We start from the raw sequence: 15590 nt of genomic DNA on the forward strand, positions 1-15590 counted from the left end.
CGGGCTGTGGGTGGAGAGCGGTCAGTCGCCACGGACCAGGCGTGGGACGAGCGCCACCATCACGACCATGACGATCAGTTCCACCATCGTCTGCGTCACGACGATGAGCGGGGCGATCGCGAAAGCACTCGGAAGTGCCAGTGCCAACGGCAGCACCACGAGCGAGTTGCGGGTGACGGCGCTGAACACCACGGCACGCCGCCCCGGCGCATCGAGTCGTGCGACGCGTGCCGCCAGGGCTCCGAGCGGCCCGACGATCACGGCGAATCCCAGAAAGAGCGGAACCGTCACGAGCACGCCTGCCCATGCATCGCCGAGGTCCGCCACCTGCGAGGCGACGACGGTGGACAGGGTCAGCATCATGAGCGGCACCATTCCCCCTGCCGATCCCTGCTCGACGGCCCGAGCGAACGCGTGTCTCCTCGCCGTCAGCTGCGTCAGCGCGGCCAGCCCGAGAGGCAGCACGATCAGGAGGAGGAACGCGTCGACGAAAGGGCGGGCATCGAACGAACGCAGAACGCCCGGCCCCATGATGAGGGAGACGTAGACGGGGAGCAGGAGGATCTGCACCAGCATGAGCAGTGGAGTCGCCGCCAGCAGCCGGGCGCGTTCGCCACCGGCGAGGCCGGTGAACACGATCACGTAGTCCACGCAGGGAGTGAGCAGCACGAGCAGTACACCGAGGAGCACGGCTTCGTCGGTGGCGACGAACCTGGTCAGGCCGAACACCACGAGCGGCACGACGGCGAAGTTCACGATCAGCAGCGTGACGAGGAAACGCCAGTCGGTGAAGGCCCGCCCGACGCGAGAGAAAGGCACGCTCAAGAACGTCGCGTAGAGAAGCAGCCCCAGGGCAGGGGTCATCGCAGACTCCCACCACGGAGCACTCGCAGGTGCCCATAGACCGATCGCGGCGCCGACGACGATGGACGTCAGGTACAACATCACCTGGTGCCGCTCGCCCCATGCCGTCAGCTCGCGCATCACCACCTCCAAGACCCTGTTTTTTCACGGCGATTACGCGGGATGCGATACATTGCAGTGTAGGTAGAACTTCAGGCTCTACTACATTTGCGTGCTCGAGCGGAGGACAAGGCAGTGGCACTCTCAGGCGGACCCCTCGAGCGCAGGTCGATGAGCGATGAGGCCTACAACCGGCTGCAGGACGCGATCATCAGCGGCGAGCTGCGCCCGGGAGAGCGGCTGCGTGACTACGAGCTCGCCGAGCGCCTCGGAACCTCGAAGACTCCGATCCGGCACGCTCTCGACCGACTGGCAGACCACGGCCTCGTCGAGATGCAGCGCAACCGCTACACCCGGGTCGCGCCGATCGACCTCGATCAGGTCCGCAACGCGGTCGACCTCTTCGGAGACATCTGGATCGGATCGGTGCGCCACGTGATGCCGCTCATCCAGGATGACGATCTCGCGTACCTCGCCGAGCTCGCGGATGAGATGTCCGCCGCGATCAAATCGCGCGACGTCGCCGGCTTCGGTGTCGCACTGCGAGGCACGGCGACGGGCTTCGCGCGCATCGAGGGCAACGCCTCGCGGGCGGTCATCATCGAACGCCTCGGGCCGCAGATCCGCCGGTTCGGTCAGCACGCGAGGGATGCCTTCGACTGGGAGGGCGTCGGTGGATTCGTCGACTCCCTGCGCAGCGCGATCCTCGAGCGTGATGCCGTGGGGACCCGGGCCGTGCTCGTGACGTTCTTCGATGAAGTGCTCCCCGCGATCATCGATCGCGCCGAGGAGCAGGAGCTCACCCGGCCCGAGATCGGGGACTAGCAGCTCCCGCATCGATCGCCGACGCTCCTTCCTCGCTCGGAGCGGGACGTTCCCGGCAGATCCACAGGAAGCGCAAAGGGTGTTCTCCTAGTCTGGGGGAACCCAAGGGGAGTACTCCGACACGGTGGGGTCGTCATTACGGATGCATGTCGCATCCCGGGCCACCGGTTCCATGTTCCATGGAATGGAGAAGACTTTGGCGGTACTGTCGTACCCCGAGTCTGGAGCCCGAATTTGGACGTCACCCCCCTGATCTGGATCATCACGATCGCCGTCACGATCGCGTTCTTCGTCTACGAGTTCTTCGCGCACGTGCGCACGCCGCACGAACCGACGATCGCGGAATCGGCACGGTGGTCGATCTTCTACATCAGCCTCGCGCTGCTGTTCGGCGTCGGCATCGGCGTCTTCTCCGGGTGGACGTTCGGCGGCGAGTACTTCGCCGGATATCTCACCGAGAAGGCCCTGTCGATCGACAACCTCTTCGTCTTCCTCATCTTGATGACCGGCTTCGCCGTGCCCAGGATCTATCAGCAGAAGGTGCTGATGATCGGCATCGTGATCGCGCTGATCCTGCGAGGCATCTTCATCGCCATCGGCGCGACGCTCATCGAGAATCTCTCCTGGATCTTCTATGTGTTCGGTGCTGCTCTGCTGGTGCTCGCCTACCGTCAGGCGTTCAGCAACCACGAGAGCAACCCGGCGAACGGGCGCTTCATGACCTTCGTCCGCCGGCACCTGCCCGTCAGTGACGAGTACAACGGCGACCGGCTCACCGTCGTGAAGAACGGCAAGCGCTTCGTCACCCCGATGCTCCTCACGATCATCGCGATCGGGTTCATCGACCTCGTCTTCGCCGTCGACTCGATCCCCGCGATCTACGGCCTCACCGACCAGGCGTACATCGTCTTCACGGCCAACGCCTTCGCGCTCATGGGTCTGCGTCAGCTGTACTTCCTGATCGGCGGGCTGCTCGAGCGGCTCGTCTACCTTGCTCAGGGCCTCGCCGTCATCCTCGCGTTCATCGGCGTCAAGCTGGTCCTGCACGCGCTGCACGTCAACGAGCTTCCGTTCATCAACGGCGGCCAGGGCGTCGAGTGGGCCCCCGAGATCCCGATCTGGTTCTCGCTGCTCTTCATCGGCGCGACGATCGCCGTGGCCACCGTGGCCAGCCTGATCAAGACCCGTCGCGTCCCGGCCTCGGGCCACGAGGTCTCATCCACCGAATCCACCACCCACACCAACAACAAGGAGCATTCTTGAGCGCGCAGCGCTGTTCTGACTCTTCGGACTCTGACAGTACGAGCGCCCGGTTCGTCCCGGGCGCTCACCCCACCACAGACGAGGCGGCCCGCTGATGGGCGACCTGCTCTGGAACATCGCCCTCGTCCTCGCGTTCGTGCTGATCGGCGGTGTCTTCGCTGCGACGGAGATGGCGCTGGTCACGCTGCGTGAGAGTCAGATCAACGCCATCGGGCAGCGCGGTCGTCGTGGAGCGAAGGTCGCCTCCCTCGCTCGCAATCCCAACACCTTCCTGTCCGCGGTGCAGATCGGTGTGACTGTCGCGGGCTTCGCCTCGGCGGCATACGGTGCGACGTCGATCGCGCCGTCCCTGGCACCGGTTCTCGAGTCGTGGGGGCTGACGCCCGCCCTCTCGCTGACCGTCGCGACGCTCGTGCTCACCCTCGTGATCGCGTACCTGTCGCTGGTGCTCGGCGAGCTCGTGCCGAAGCGTCTCGCGATCCAGCGCAACGCGCAGTTCGCCTACGCGGTCGCGCCAGCCCTCAACGGGTTCGCGACGATCATGCGTCCGGTGATCTGGCTGCTCTCGGTCTCGACCAACGCCCTCGTCCGGCTGCTCGGAGGGGATCCGCACAAGACCAGCGACGAGATGACCGACGAGGAGGTGCGCGACATCGTGGCGAGCCACCAGGGGCTCCCGGATGACGAACGACGCATCCTCGACGACGTGCTGTCCCTGCGCGGACGCCAGGTCAGTGAGGTCATGCGGCCGCGCCCCGAGGTCGTCGCCCTCGACGAGGCCGCGCGGGTCGGAGAGGTGATCGCGCAGGTGCGCGACCTGCCGTTCTCGCGCTACCCCGTGTCGGAGACCTCGATCGACGACATCACCGGGTTCGTGCACGTGCGCGACCTGTTCGAGGCTGCCGCCGACGATCCGACTCGTCCGCTGAGCGCGCTCATGCGCGACATCCCCTACATCCCCTCGACCGCGCGCGTGCTGCCGACCTTGACCCGCATGAGGGCCGAGGGGCATCACATAGCGGTGGTCGTCGACGAGTACGGCGGGACGGACGGTCTCGTCACCCTCGAAGACCTCGTGGAGGAGGTGGTCGGCGAGATCTTCGACGAGTACGACGCGGAGGTGTTCATCTCGGCGGACGACGGCATCGACGGGCGACTCAACCTGCAGGACTTCGAAGAGGCGACCGGGTTGGCGATGCCGCGCGGATCGTCCGACACCATCGCCGGCTTCGTGACCGAGCAGCTGGGACGCCTCGCCGTCGTCGGAGACACCGTGGAGGTTCCCGGTGCGACGATCCAGGTCGCCGAGATGGACCGCCGACGCATCGCGCGCGTGCGGGTCATGACCGATCCCATCGCGGAGTCGGACGCCTGATCCCGCGCCTCCGTCGTCAGGTGCGCGGTGTCAGGGTTCCCAGCTCGTGGAGTCCCTCCGAGAGGACATCGACCAGCAGGCGGGCGTAGCGCCCATCGGGGTCGAGGTCGGGGTCGAAAACCGTCACGGAGGCGCCGACGGCGCGCGGCGCGAGCTCCCGCAGCAGTGCGGTGAGCTCCGCCGCGCCGATCCCTCCCGGGTCGGGACTGTCGACCGCGGGCATGACGGAGGGGTCGAGCACATCCACGTCGAGCTGCAGCCAGTAGGCCGGCCCTGCCACTGCGGCACACTCCGCGCCGACCCACTGTGCTCCGCGGGACAGGACCTCCGCTGCCGGAGCAACCCTCCCCAGGACGGCGCGTGCCTCCTGCTGCTGCTCGTCGTCGTCGCGGTGGCCGATGTGCGCGGTGCGGGCGGCAGGGAAGTAAGGGCCGCTGCCGTCGATGTCGGCGATGGCCGGCCAGTGCAGTCCCACCGCCGCGGCGAGGTCTTCCCCGGCCACGCTCGCACTGTCGGGGTCGTTGCCGGGGTGGCGGAAGTCGGTGTGGCCGTCGATGTGCACGAGTCCGATCCCGCCGCGATGGGCGGAGGCGATGCCTGCACCCAGGAGGATCGAGCAGTCGCCGCCGATCACCAGCGGCGCCTCATCCCTGTCGAACGCCTGACCGATGCGGGCGGCGAGGCGTCGCGCGTGATCGACCATCGCGACCTCGTTCCGCACGTGGCCGGGGGGCCTCGTCGCGGCGTCGTCGACATAGCGTCCGGGGAGGACGACGCCCGAGTCGGTGGCGCCGAACGCGGCGAATCGGCTGAACAGCCCGGCCTCGCGCAGCGCTTCCGGGGCCTTCGCCGCACCCGGAACCGCGCCGGGCTGTGGCGGGCGGAGGCCGAGGTTGGACGGCGCGGAGAGCAGCGTGATCATGGCCTCATCCTGTCGCGGGGGTCGGACACCCGGCACCGTCACGTCGGGAAGGGCACCCCGGTGAGGCGCTCGGCCGCCGCCCACAGCGCCGCGCCCACCTCGGATGAGCGCACCTCCTCCGACGCCGCCACCCGCGCGGGGCTTCCGCGGAACTCGAGCACACCGCCGGGACCCCAGTACTCGCCGTTGAGGACTTCCGCCGATGTCGCAGCATGGACGATCGGCAGCGCCCCGCCATCCTTGCCCTGCACGAGCACCCTGGTCGGTGCCGCCAGCGCGCGGACGATTCCGGGCACCGCCGCCAGGCCGGGGCGCTGAGGGGTGAGCGGGTCGACCGCATAGCCCGGGTGCGCGCAGACCGCCGAGCGGGATGAGCCGCCCCAGCGCCGTGCCAGCTCGAACGCGAAAGCCATCAGAGACGCCTTCGACCGCCCGTACTGCTGCAGTGAGGAACCGGTCCACGGGTCGTCGAGCGTCGCCGGGTCGAGGCGTGCGAAACGGTGGGCGATCGAGCCGACCGCGACCACACGGGCATCCGGAGCGAGCCCCGCCTCGAGCTGTGCGACCAGGGCGAAGTGACCGAGGAAGTTCGTGCCGACCATGAGGTCGTGGCCGTCGCTCGTGCGCGCCGCCCGATCCGCCGCCTTCACGCCGGCGTTGCAGATGATCGCGTCGAGGCGTTCGTCCACTCCGGAGGCTGCGTCTGACACGCTTCCGAGCGAGCCGAGGTCGAGTGCCAGCACGCGCAGGTCGGCGTCCGGCACCCGGCTTCTGATCGAGGAGACCGCCGTGCGCGCGCGTTCGGGGGAGCGACAGCCGAGGACGACGCGTGCGCCACGTGCGGCGAGCTGCTCCGCACACCAGTAGCCGATGCCCGCGTTCGCGCCCGTGACGAGAACCGTCCGACCGAGCAGATCCCGAGCCGACGTCGGAGGAGCGGTTTCCATCCCCTCAGCCTAGGTGCCGCCCCTGGGGGCCGCTTCAGCGCGCGTCGTCGGGGTCGTTGTCGTGGTTGTGGTTGTGGTTGTGGTTGTGGTTGTGGTCGTGGGCGTCGTCCTCGAGCAGCATCCCGACCGACGTCGCGCAGGCGTCGCCCCGCCATGCCTCGAGGCCCTCGCGCACCGCGAAGGCGGCGATGACGAGACCGGCGACCGCATCGGCCCACCACCAGCCGAGCAGCGAGTTCGCGACCAGCCCGACCAGCACCGCGGCGGAGAGGTAGGTGCAGATGAGGGTCTGCTTCGAGTCTGCGACCGCCGTGGCCGAACCCAGTTCTCGCCCCGCGCGGCGTTCGGCGAGGGAGAGGAACGGCATGACCGCGACGCTGATCGCGGTCAGAGCGATGCCGATCGTGCTGTGCTCGGGGCGCTCGGCCGTGACCAGCGCGGTCGCGGACGTCGCCGTCACATAGATCGCCAGTGCGAAGAAGGCGATGGCGATCACGCGCAGAGTCGGCTTCTCCCAGCGTTCCGGATCGCGGCGGGTGAACTGCCAGGCGACCGCGGCCGCGGAGAGCACCTCGATCGTGGAGTCCAGTCCGAAGCCGACGAGCGCGGCTGACGAGGCGACGGATCCGGCGGCGATCGCGATGACCGCCTCGATCAGGTTGTATCCGATGGTGATTCCGACGATCAGGCGGATGCGGTGGTGGAGGGTCTCGCGGCGCGTCGCGGCTGCCGTGGGGGTCATCAGCAGGTGCAGCCTTCACCCGAGCAGCAGTCCGGCTCGACGATGAGCGTGACCCGCATGAGCATGTCGAGGGCTGGAGCGAGGTGGCGATCCGCGAGTCGGTAGCTGCTTCGGCGTCCGTCCGGAACGCTCTCGACGAGCCCGCATCCGCGGAGGCAGGCGAGGTGGTTCGACATGGCCTGGCGTGAGACGCCGAGCGCATCGGCCAGGTCGGCGGGGTATCGGGGCGCTTCTCGCAGTGCCAGCAGCACACCGGCCCGGGTGGCGTCCGAGAGGGCGTGCCCCAGACGGGCGACTGCTGCCGTGTGGGTGAGGGAGGCGAGAGCGGTGTTCACAGCTCAACTGTACAGAAAAGACTGAATTCAAGACATTCTGAATCCAGTCTCCTCACGAAGATCAGCGGATCGCGTACACCGCGCTTCCGACGATGACGGCGACGACGGTGGTCCAGCCGATGATGGCCAGAGCCTGCCAGAAGAGGATGCGCGCCCTGCCGATGCCGGAAGCCGCAAGCATGGTCGCGGTGAACTGCGTCGGCAGCAGGAGCGGTCCGAGCAGGCTCACCCCGGGAACGCCGTAGCGCTCGAACGCACGTTGGAACTTCTCGCGACGCGCGGTGCCGCGACCAGTGTCGGCCGCATCCGCGGCCGGCTCGTCGATCGTGCCGCCGCCGGCACCGGCGAGCGCCGCGGTCTTGGCTCGCGAACGGTTCACGACGGCCTGTCGGGCTCCGGAGCTGACGATCACTACCACCAGGACGCAGAGGAAGTTGCCCACGATCGCGGCGATCGCGGCTATCACCGGAGAGATGCCGCCGATGATGCCGATGCTCACCGCCCCTTCACCCTCGATGAAGGGGATCGCGCCGGCGAGGGCGACGATGAGCGGCTGCACGAGTTCGGGGACCTGGGCCACCAGGTTCTGGAAGGTCTCGATGAGGTTCATGGGATACTCCCGGTTGTCGGTGCGATCGGAGTCTCCGATGCGATGACTCCAGTCCAGCCGAATGCTCCCTGCGGCGGCAGTGTCGGCCTGTCATCGCTTCCCGGGCAGATCGCACGACGCGTCCGTGACAACTGTCACGGCCCTATCGTGGGGAGCGTGAGCAGTCGTATCGAGCCCCCTGCCCCCGTCGGGCCGAGTCCGGGAGCGAGGCAGTTGTCGCGGGGTGTGACCGCGACCTGGTGGTACACGGCGTCCGCAGTCATCATGTTCGAACTCGCGCTTGTCGCTGCGTGGACGGTCACCACGCTCGCGGTCGACCTCCGGGGTATCGGCGGTGTGATCGTCGGAGGCGGTGGAATCCTCTGGGTCGCCTCCACAGTCTCGCTGCTCCTCGACTATCGGCATCGTCTGGACGCGGAGCCGGGTGTGCGTTGGATGCGCCTCGGCGCACCGCTCCTCATCGCGGTCGCCTATGGTGCGGCTGCCGGCGGCTTGATCGGGAGCTGGCAGCTCGCCCTCATGCCCATCGTGCAGTCGATCGTGCTGCTGAACTGGCAGCCGGGTGTCCGATACAAGGTCGTCATCGCTGCGACGGTCGTCCTGGCCGCCCTCGCAGTGGTCGACTCGCACCTCGACGTCGCTCCCGAGGTGCCCTTCCTCTTCACCGCCGCCTACACCGTCTTCCTCCCCGTGATGACGGTCACCTCGCTGTGGTGGTGGGATGTCTTGATCACCCTCGGTCGCGCCAGGGCCTCCGAGGCTCGGCTCGCCGCCACGCAGGAACGCCTCCGGGTGGCGACCGACGTGCACGACCTGCAGGGGCATCACCTCCAGGTCATCGCGCTGCAGCTGGAGCTCGCCGAGCGTCTGCTGCCGAGTGACGCCGATGCGGGGATGGAGCAACTCCGTGCGGCGCGGATCAGCGTCGACGAGGCGCGACAGGGGACCAGAGACCTCGCGACGCGCTTCCGCTCCGTGCCGCTGGGAGACGAACTCGCCAACGCCCGTGATCTCCTGACGGCGGCCGGCCTCGATGTGGGAGCCACGATCGATGCGGATGCGAACGCCGCACCGGCATCCGCCCTCGGTCCGGTCATCAGGGAGACGACGACGAACGTTCTCCGACACGGCGGCGGACGGTATGCACGCCTCCTGCTGGGTCGCGTCGGCGACGACTGGCGCTATGAGATCGCGAATGATGTCGCGGTCGACGCCGATATCGAGCACGACGGATCGGGCCTCGACGGTGTGCGGCGGCGGATCGAGGAAGCGCGCGGAACTCTCGATGTCCGGCGTGAGGCCACCGAATTCGTCGTCGTCGTCACTGTGCCGATGGGATCGGAGGAGGCTCGATGATCCGGGTGCTGCTCGCCGATGACGAGGCGATGATCCGATCCGCGCTCGCAGCCCTCCTCCGCTTGGAAGACGATATCGAGGTCATCGCCGAGTGCGAGGACGGCGAGCAGGCGGTCGTCGAGGCTCTGCGACTTCAGCCGGATGTGTGCCTGCTGGACCTCGAGATGCCGGGGCTCGACGGCGTTCAGGTGGCCGAGAAGCTGCACAGGGCGATCGCGACGCGGTGCGTGGTCGTCACCCGTCACGCGCGTCCAGGCGTGCTGCGCCGTGCCCTGGCCTCGGGTGTCTCCGGCTTCCTGCCGAAGTCCCGTGGGGCCGATGAGGTCGCCGCTGTCATCCGCCGGGTCGCGGCGGGGGCTCGCTATGTCGATCCGGAGATCGCCGCCGATGCGCTGAGCGACGAGCGCTCACCGCTCACGGACCGCGAGCTCGACGTGCTGCGTGCCGGTCGGCGTGGGGAGACGACCGGCCAGATCGCACGGGCGCTCTCACTCGCCCCGGGGACGGTGCGCAACCATATCTCCGTCATCCTCGGGAAGCTCTCGGTCGGAACCCGTCAGCAGGCCGTGCTGATGGCCGAGGAGCGCGGCTGGATCTGAGGGCGGATATGCTGGCAGGCATGGGAACAATATGCGCAGCGCCCGTGATGGGGCGCACTCTCGTGTTCCGCGACCGCCGCGCCTGACGGCGCGCTCGCTCTCCGCACGCATCTGCGCGCCGTCCACCGAGATGTCACCGCACCTCGGGACGGGCAGTCCTCACTGACGCCTCTTCGCGTCGTCTCCCTCCTCCGAGGTGCTCCGATTCTTCTTCTGGAGCGCACTCATGCCTCGTTCAATCCATGGCGGCCGTCACGAACTCGGCCAGAACTTCCTCACCCACCGCCCGACCCTGACCCGCATCTCCGCCCTCGTCGGTCGGACCTCGGGCTCGATCCTCGAACTCGGCTGCGGCGACGGAGCGCTCACTCGCGTGCTCGCGGATCTGGGCAGACCGCTCACCGCGATCGACGTCGACGAGCACCGCGTGCACCGATTGCGCAGGGCGTTGCCCGGTGTGCGCATCGAGATCGCCGACGCCACACGGCACCCGCTCGATGCGGACACCGTGGTCGGCAACATCCCCTTCCACGTGACGACGCCCATCCTGCGGCGCCTGCTCTCGGGCGACCGCTGGAACGAGGCGGTGCTGCTCACGCAATGGGAGGTGGCGCGCAAGCGCGCCGGTGTGGGCGGCGCGACCATGATGACGGCGCAGTCCGCGCCGTGGTTCGAGTTCGCCCTGGAAGGGCGCGTCCCCGCGTGGGGTTTCTCACCGCAGCCGAGTGTCGACGGCGGTCTGCTCGCCATCACCCGTCGGGGGTCGCCTCTCGTCGCGGTATCGGATCGGCAGCGGTACGAGGCGTTCGTCCGCGCGATGTTCACGGGCCGAGGGGGGAGCCTCGCCGCGGTCGTGGCCGCCGCCGCACGCATCCCCATGGGCAAGGCCCGGCGGGCAGTGGCGGCAGCCGGGGCGAGGGAGTGTCGCCTTCCCCGTGAGCTGCGCCCGGAGCACTGGGCAGCGCTCTGGCATCAGCTCTGCCGCGGTTGACGTGTCGAGGCCGTCGAGCTGGTCGTGCGCTCGATGGCCTCGATCGGCGGGCGTTCCTCAGCGGTCGAGCACCTCACGAAGACGCGCGGCGAACTCCCCGGGGTGATCGACGAATCCGGTGTGGTCGCCGGGGAACCGGGTCGGCTCGACTCCGAGCCGTTCCCCGAGGGCAGTCGTCGTGCGTTCGCACAGCTGGCCGACCGACTCCCGGCCGATTCCGAGCACGAGGTCGGCCGTGCGCGCTCGCAGTGCCGCCAGGTCGGGTTCCCAGCGCACGCTGGCCGGAAGCTCGTGACGGAACCAGAACTGTTCGTCGGCGTGGTGCTGCGGATCGACCTCGCCGCCGAACCACTGGACGAGCGCCTCCTCGGGCATCGGGATGTTCGCCTGCGCGAAGAAGAGCCTCCAGGCGCCGACGCGGTCGCCGGAGAGCGCCGCCGACCGGAGTTCGTCGGTGAGGCGGCGCTGTTCGACGCGGTCGGGCAGCAGCTCCAGGAGTGGGGGTTCGTGGGTGATGACGACGGATACGAGGTCGCCGTGCGCCTGCAGGACCGCCAGGCTGGTCACGGCGCCGCCGCTGGAGCCGAAGACGGTCGCTGGTCCGCGATCGACGTGCTCGATGAGCGCCGCGAGATCTTCGGCGCGCTGCTCGGGGCTGGAGCCCTGCGAGCGGTCGTGCAGGATACTCCGTTTGACTCCGCGCGGGTCGGTGGTGAGGACGGTGTGATCGGTGGCGAGCTCGTCGGCGAAGGGAGCGAAGGCGTCGGCATCCATCGGCGCGCCGATCAGGACGAGCAGCGGTCCCTCGCCGCGGAGCTCGTAGTGCAGACGGACGTCGGCGAGGTCGAGGGCGGCCGTGGTGGTGTTCATGGGGTGCTCCTCGTCAGCGAGATGGTGATCGTGCCCGGTAAGGGGATGCCACCATCCAGGGTCGCGCCGGAAGCGGCGGGGCGCCATACCCTCTCCCCGCGAGATCGCTCATCCGCGCCGTGATCGTTCGGCCGGTCTGCGTGTCCGGAACGGGCGGTACTCTCGACGCATGTCGGCTTTCGGAACGCTCGCGACTCCGGTCGGCGTCGTCGGAGTCGTCAGCGACGATGGGGCGATCACCCGCGTCACGTGGCGGTCGACTCCGCCCGACGGGAGTGTGGTGGTGTCCGAGCCGGGCGCCGATCCGCTGCTCACGGAAGCTCTCGCGCAACTCCGAGCCTATTTCGACGGCAGGCTGCGGTGCTTCGACGTGCCGGTCGACCTCGGCGTGCAGACCGCGGCGACCAGAGCTGTGCTCCTTGCCCTGCACGAGACCGTCGCGCAGGGTGAGACGATCACGTACGGGGGCTTGGCCGCACGCAGCGGAACCGCGGTGCCCGCCAGGGGGATCGGCTCGATCATGGGAGCCAACCCCGTGCCCTTGATCGTCCCCTGCCACCGGGTCGTCGCCGGCGACGGACTCGGCGGCTATTCGGGCGGCGACGTCGGTCGCGGGCTCGAGACCAAGCGTTGGCTGCTGGAGCACGAAGGGGCACTGCCCACCTCGCTGTTCTGAGTGCAGCGCCCGCCTCCGTCATCGCGTCAACTCGACGGGGAACACCCTGCGAGAATGGACGGGCCGAGTCCCGAGCCGAGGAGCCAACGTGCAGTTCATCTCCACCCGCGGCGGCATGCAGCCGCAGTCGTTCAGCGAGACGCTTCTGGAGGGCCTCGCGCCCGACGGCGGACTGGCGGTGCCCGAGGTCATGCCGACTGTCGATGGCGAGACGCTCGAGCGCTGGCGTGCGCTGACGTATCCGCAACTCGCGACCGAGGTGCTCGGGCTGTTCGCCACCGACATCCCCCGTGCAGACCTGGCCAGGATGACGGATGCCGCGTACGCCGACTTCCCCGACGGTGTGGTGCCGCTGCGCGCGATCGACGACGACCTGACGCTCGTCGGGCTCTCCGAAGGCCCGACGCTCGCGTTCAAGGACATGGCCATGCAGTTCCTCGGCCAGGTGCTCGAGTACACGCTGGAGCGCAACGACGCGGTGCTCAACATCCTCGGCGCCACCTCGGGAGACACCGGCTCGGCGGCGGAGCACGCGCTGCGTGGCAAGGAGCGCGTCGCCGTGTTCATGCTGTCGCCGCAGGGCCGCATGAGCGCGTTCCAGCGGGCGCAGATGTTCTCGCTCGATGACGCGAATGTGCACAACATCGCGGTCGAGGGCGTCTTCGACGACTGCCAGAACCTCGTGAAGAAGCTCGCGGGCGACCTCGACTTCAAGCGCGCCCAGCACCTGGGCGCGGTGAACTCCATCAACCTCGCACGCATCACGGCGCAGACCGTCTACTACTTCTGGGCCTGGCTGCGGGCGACCGATGCCGGAGGCTGGACAGAGCTGTCGTTCACAGTGCCCTCCGGGAACTTCGGCAACATCCTGTCCGGTTTCTTCGCGAAGCAGATGGGACTCCCGATCCGTCGCCTCGTGCTCGCCGCGAACGAGAACAACGTGCTGGACGAGTTCTTCCGCACGGGCGTCTACCGACCGCGCAGCGCCGCCCAGACCCTCGCCACGTCGAGTCCCTCGATGGACATCTCGAAGGCGTCCAACCTGGAGCGCTTCATCTTCGAGCTCGTCGGCCGCGACCCCGCTCGCGTCGTCGGCGCCTGGGACGATCTGGAGGCGCAGGGCCACTTCGACTTCTCCGCCGACAAGGAGCGCTTCCTCGAAGAGTTCGGCATCGTCAGCGGCACGTCTACGCACGCGGATCGACTGGCGACCATCCGCGCGGTGTACGAGGCGACCGGCGAGGTCATCGACCCGCACACGGCCGACGGTGTCAAGGTCGCCCGCGAGTATGTCGAGCCCGGCGTGCCGATGCTCGTGCTCGAGACCGCGAAGCCCGAGAAGTTCGCAGAGACGATCCACGAGGCCATCGGTGTCGAGCTCGGCTACGCGCCGGAGCTGCAGGAGATGCTCGACGCGCCTCAGCACGTCACCGAGATGGGCGACGACGAACAGGCCCTGCGCACCTTCATCGAGACCAACGCGCTGCACTGACTCCACGCGCCCCAGGCCGTCCTCGAGACCCACGCCTGGCGCCGAGACCCACTCCTGCCCGCGTCGGCAGGAGTGGGTCTCGGCGTCGAGCGTGGGTCTCGGCGTTGAGGCAGGTGGGATAAGCGAGGCGAGAAACCTGAGGTGTGCGACCTGCACATCCTCGCGTGATTCTCGTGCGATATGCACATGTCGGGGCCGTGGGAAGCGTCGCTACTGTGGCGCACAACCCGTCCTCCTCCTCCCGAAGGATCCTCATGGCACGCACGGCGCACGCAGACGACTTCGCGCTCTCCCGAGTGACTCCGGAGGCCCGCAAACCCTGGTTCGGAATCGCCGTGCAGCGATTCGGACAGGTCTCGGCCCTCTCGCAGTTCCTCCTCGGCGCGACCCTCGGCTACAGCATGACCTTCGGCGAGGCCGTCCTCGCCTTCCTGTTCGGCTCGCTCATCCTCGAGGTGATCATGTGCGTGGTCGGCTTCATCGGCCAGCGCGAAGGCCTGAACACCGCACTCCTCGCCCGCTGGACCGGCTTCGGCGAGATCGGCGCCTCGCTGGTCGGCCTCGCGATCGGCATCAGCCTGATCGGCTGGTTCGGCATCCAGTCGGCCATCTCCGCCCAGTCTCTCGACGCGCTCATGCCCGGTGCCCTGCCGGTGTGGGCCTGGAGCCTCATCTTCGGTCTCGCCGTCACCGCGATCGTGGCCTTCGGGTTCGTGGGGATGCAGTGGCTCGCGAACATCACCGTGCCGCTGTTCCTCATCCTGGTCGGCTGGTCGGTCATCTCCGAGCTCACCCGCCACGACATCGGCGAGCTGCTCACCGGTCCTGCCCCTGGTCCGACCATGAGCGTCTGGGCCGGGACCGGCATCGTCGCCGGCGGTCTCATCGTCGGTGCGATCATCACCGGTGACATGACCCGCTTCAACCGCTCCCGCGCCGACGTCATCAAGCAGACCGTGGTCGGCGTCTCGCTCGGCGAGTTCGTGATCGGCCTCGCCGGCGTGCTGCTCGCCCACGCGGCCGCCAGCGGCGACATCGTCGCGATCGTGACCTCGTCGGTCGGCTTCATCGGTCTGTTCATCGTGCTCACCGGCACCCTGAAGATCAACGACTGGAACCTGTACTCCTCCACGCTGGGACTGGTGAACTTCATCTCGACCGCGTTCGGCAAGAACCTGCACCGCGTCACGACGACGATCGTGCTGGGCGTCGTCGGGTCCGTGCTCGCCGCAGTCGGCATCCTCGGCCAGTTCACCGAGTTCCTGATCGTGCTCAGCGTCGCATTCCCGCCGATCGCCGGGATCATGGTCGCCGAGTACTACGTCGTGCGTCGGTGGCGCCCCGAGCTCGACGCCACCCGAGAAGCCGGCACATTGCCGGCGACGGCACCGCGCATCGTGCCCGCGACCATCGTCGTCTGGCTCGTCTCGGCACTCGTCGGATACTTCGTCACGTGGGGCATCCCGTCCCTGCTCAGTCTCTTCCTCTCCATGGTGCTGTACATCGTGGCGGGCAAGCTCGGCTGGGTGCGCGGGGTCGGAGTCGCCACGACGCGACAGGCGGCCCCGATCGAAGAAGCGGCAGCAGCGGCCTGACCGGCCCCGAGACAGACATCCCCTCACCG

General features: G+C 68.5%; 16 protein-coding genes. 9 read left to right on the plus strand and 7 right to left on the minus strand.

What is annotated here, in order from left to right:
• Positions 1-21 precede the first annotated feature (21 nt).
• Entirely contained in the window at positions 22-984 is a 963-nt protein-coding gene (locus tag FFS56_RS10310; RefSeq protein WP_046747260.1) for a bile acid:sodium symporter, read from the minus strand.
• Positions 985-1098: 114 nt separating this feature from the next.
• On the opposite strand from FFS56_RS10310, the gene FFS56_RS10315 reads away from it, so the two are divergent.
• The 3 genes from FFS56_RS10315 (at position 1099) to FFS56_RS10325 (ending at position 4426) form a co-directional block, all read left to right on the plus strand.
• The gene (locus FFS56_RS10315) at positions 1099-1788 is read left to right on the plus strand and encodes a GntR family transcriptional regulator (protein WP_233437382.1); all 690 of its coding nucleotides are present in this window, start codon (positions 1099-1101) and stop codon (positions 1786-1788) included.
• A 234-nt stretch (positions 1789-2022) separates the two neighbouring features.
• The gene (locus FFS56_RS10320; protein WP_127011815.1) at positions 2023-3051 is read left to right on the plus strand and encodes a TerC family protein; all 1029 of its coding nucleotides are present in this window, start codon (positions 2023-2025) and stop codon (positions 3049-3051) included.
• 94 nt (positions 3052-3145) lie between these two features.
• A complete protein-coding gene (locus FFS56_RS10325) occupies positions 3146-4426 on the plus strand; it encodes a hemolysin family protein (protein ID WP_113681772.1) in 1281 nt (426 codons plus the stop codon).
• Between the two features lie 16 nt (positions 4427-4442).
• On the opposite strand, the gene FFS56_RS10330 is transcribed toward FFS56_RS10325, so the two are convergent.
• The 5 genes from FFS56_RS10330 to FFS56_RS10350 all read right to left on the minus strand — a co-directional run bounded on the left by FFS56_RS10330 (position 4443) and on the right by FFS56_RS10350 (position 7982).
• Positions 4443-5348, minus strand: coding sequence for an arginase family protein (locus FFS56_RS10330; RefSeq protein ID WP_127011816.1), 906 nt, complete (start codon positions 5346-5348; stop codon positions 4443-4445).
• Between the two features lie 38 nt (positions 5349-5386).
• Positions 5387-6295: an SDR family NAD(P)-dependent oxidoreductase gene (locus FFS56_RS10335; protein WP_127011817.1), complete on the minus strand. Its 909-nt coding sequence runs from the start codon at positions 6293-6295 to the stop codon at positions 5387-5389.
• 34 nt (positions 6296-6329) lie between these two features.
• On the minus strand, positions 6330-7037 hold the full coding sequence (locus tag FFS56_RS10340; RefSeq protein WP_127011818.1) for a cation transporter: 708 nt from the start codon (positions 7035-7037) through the stop codon (positions 6330-6332).
• Positions 7037-7372 carry a metalloregulator ArsR/SmtB family transcription factor gene (locus tag FFS56_RS10345; protein WP_127011819.1) on the minus strand — a complete coding sequence of 112 codons (336 nt, stop codon included), beginning with the start codon at positions 7370-7372 and terminating at the stop codon, positions 7037-7039. The genes FFS56_RS10340 and FFS56_RS10345 overlap by 1 nt, the downstream gene beginning before the upstream one ends.
• 61 nt (positions 7373-7433) lie before the next feature.
• A complete protein-coding gene (locus FFS56_RS10350) occupies positions 7434-7982 on the minus strand; it encodes a hypothetical protein (RefSeq protein ID WP_058630427.1) in 549 nt (182 codons plus the stop codon).
• A gap of 156 nt (positions 7983-8138) precedes the next feature.
• Here FFS56_RS10350 and FFS56_RS10355 point away from each other — a divergent pair, with 156 nt between their 5' ends.
• The 3 genes from FFS56_RS10355 to FFS56_RS10365 all read left to right on the plus strand — a co-directional run bounded on the left by FFS56_RS10355 (position 8139) and on the right by FFS56_RS10365 (position 10928).
• Positions 8139-9338, plus strand: coding sequence for a histidine kinase (locus FFS56_RS10355; protein ID WP_249352972.1), 1200 nt, complete (start codon positions 8139-8141; stop codon positions 9336-9338).
• Positions 9335-9937: a response regulator transcription factor gene (locus FFS56_RS10360; protein WP_046747263.1), complete on the plus strand. Its 603-nt coding sequence runs from the start codon at positions 9335-9337 to the stop codon at positions 9935-9937. The genes FFS56_RS10355 and FFS56_RS10360 overlap by 4 nt, the downstream gene beginning before the upstream one ends.
• Positions 9938-10163: 226 nt before the next feature.
• Entirely contained in the window at positions 10164-10928 is a 765-nt protein-coding gene (locus tag FFS56_RS10365; protein WP_046747264.1) for an rRNA adenine N(6)-methyltransferase family protein, read from the plus strand.
• A gap of 57 nt (positions 10929-10985) precedes the next feature.
• Here the strand turns inward: FFS56_RS10365 and FFS56_RS10370 are convergent, their stop codons facing one another.
• Positions 10986-11798 (minus strand): alpha/beta hydrolase, encoded by an 813-nt coding sequence (locus FFS56_RS10370; protein ID WP_127011821.1) that lies wholly within the window; start codon positions 11796-11798, stop codon positions 10986-10988.
• 169 nt (positions 11799-11967) lie between these two features.
• Here FFS56_RS10370 and FFS56_RS10375 point away from each other — a divergent pair, with 169 nt between their 5' ends.
• The 3 genes from FFS56_RS10375 to FFS56_RS10385 all read left to right on the plus strand — a co-directional run bounded on the left by FFS56_RS10375 (position 11968) and on the right by FFS56_RS10385 (position 15561).
• Entirely contained in the window at positions 11968-12474 is a 507-nt protein-coding gene (locus tag FFS56_RS10375; RefSeq protein WP_046747266.1) for a methylated-DNA--[protein]-cysteine S-methyltransferase, read from the plus strand.
• Positions 12475-12562: 88 nt separating this feature from the next.
• On the plus strand, positions 12563-13966 hold the full coding sequence (gene thrC, locus FFS56_RS10380) for a threonine synthase (RefSeq protein ID WP_046747267.1): 1404 nt from the start codon (positions 12563-12565) through the stop codon (positions 13964-13966).
• 254 nt (positions 13967-14220) lie between these two features.
• Positions 14221-15561: a cytosine permease gene (locus tag FFS56_RS10385; RefSeq protein ID WP_127011822.1), complete on the plus strand. Its 1341-nt coding sequence runs from the start codon at positions 14221-14223 to the stop codon at positions 15559-15561.
• Positions 15562-15590 lie beyond the last annotated feature (29 nt).

The organism is Microbacterium sp. Beta (genome assembly GCF_005502545.1).
Classification (GTDB): domain Bacteria; phylum Actinomycetota; class Actinomycetes; order Actinomycetales; family Microbacteriaceae; genus Microbacterium; species Microbacterium oxydans.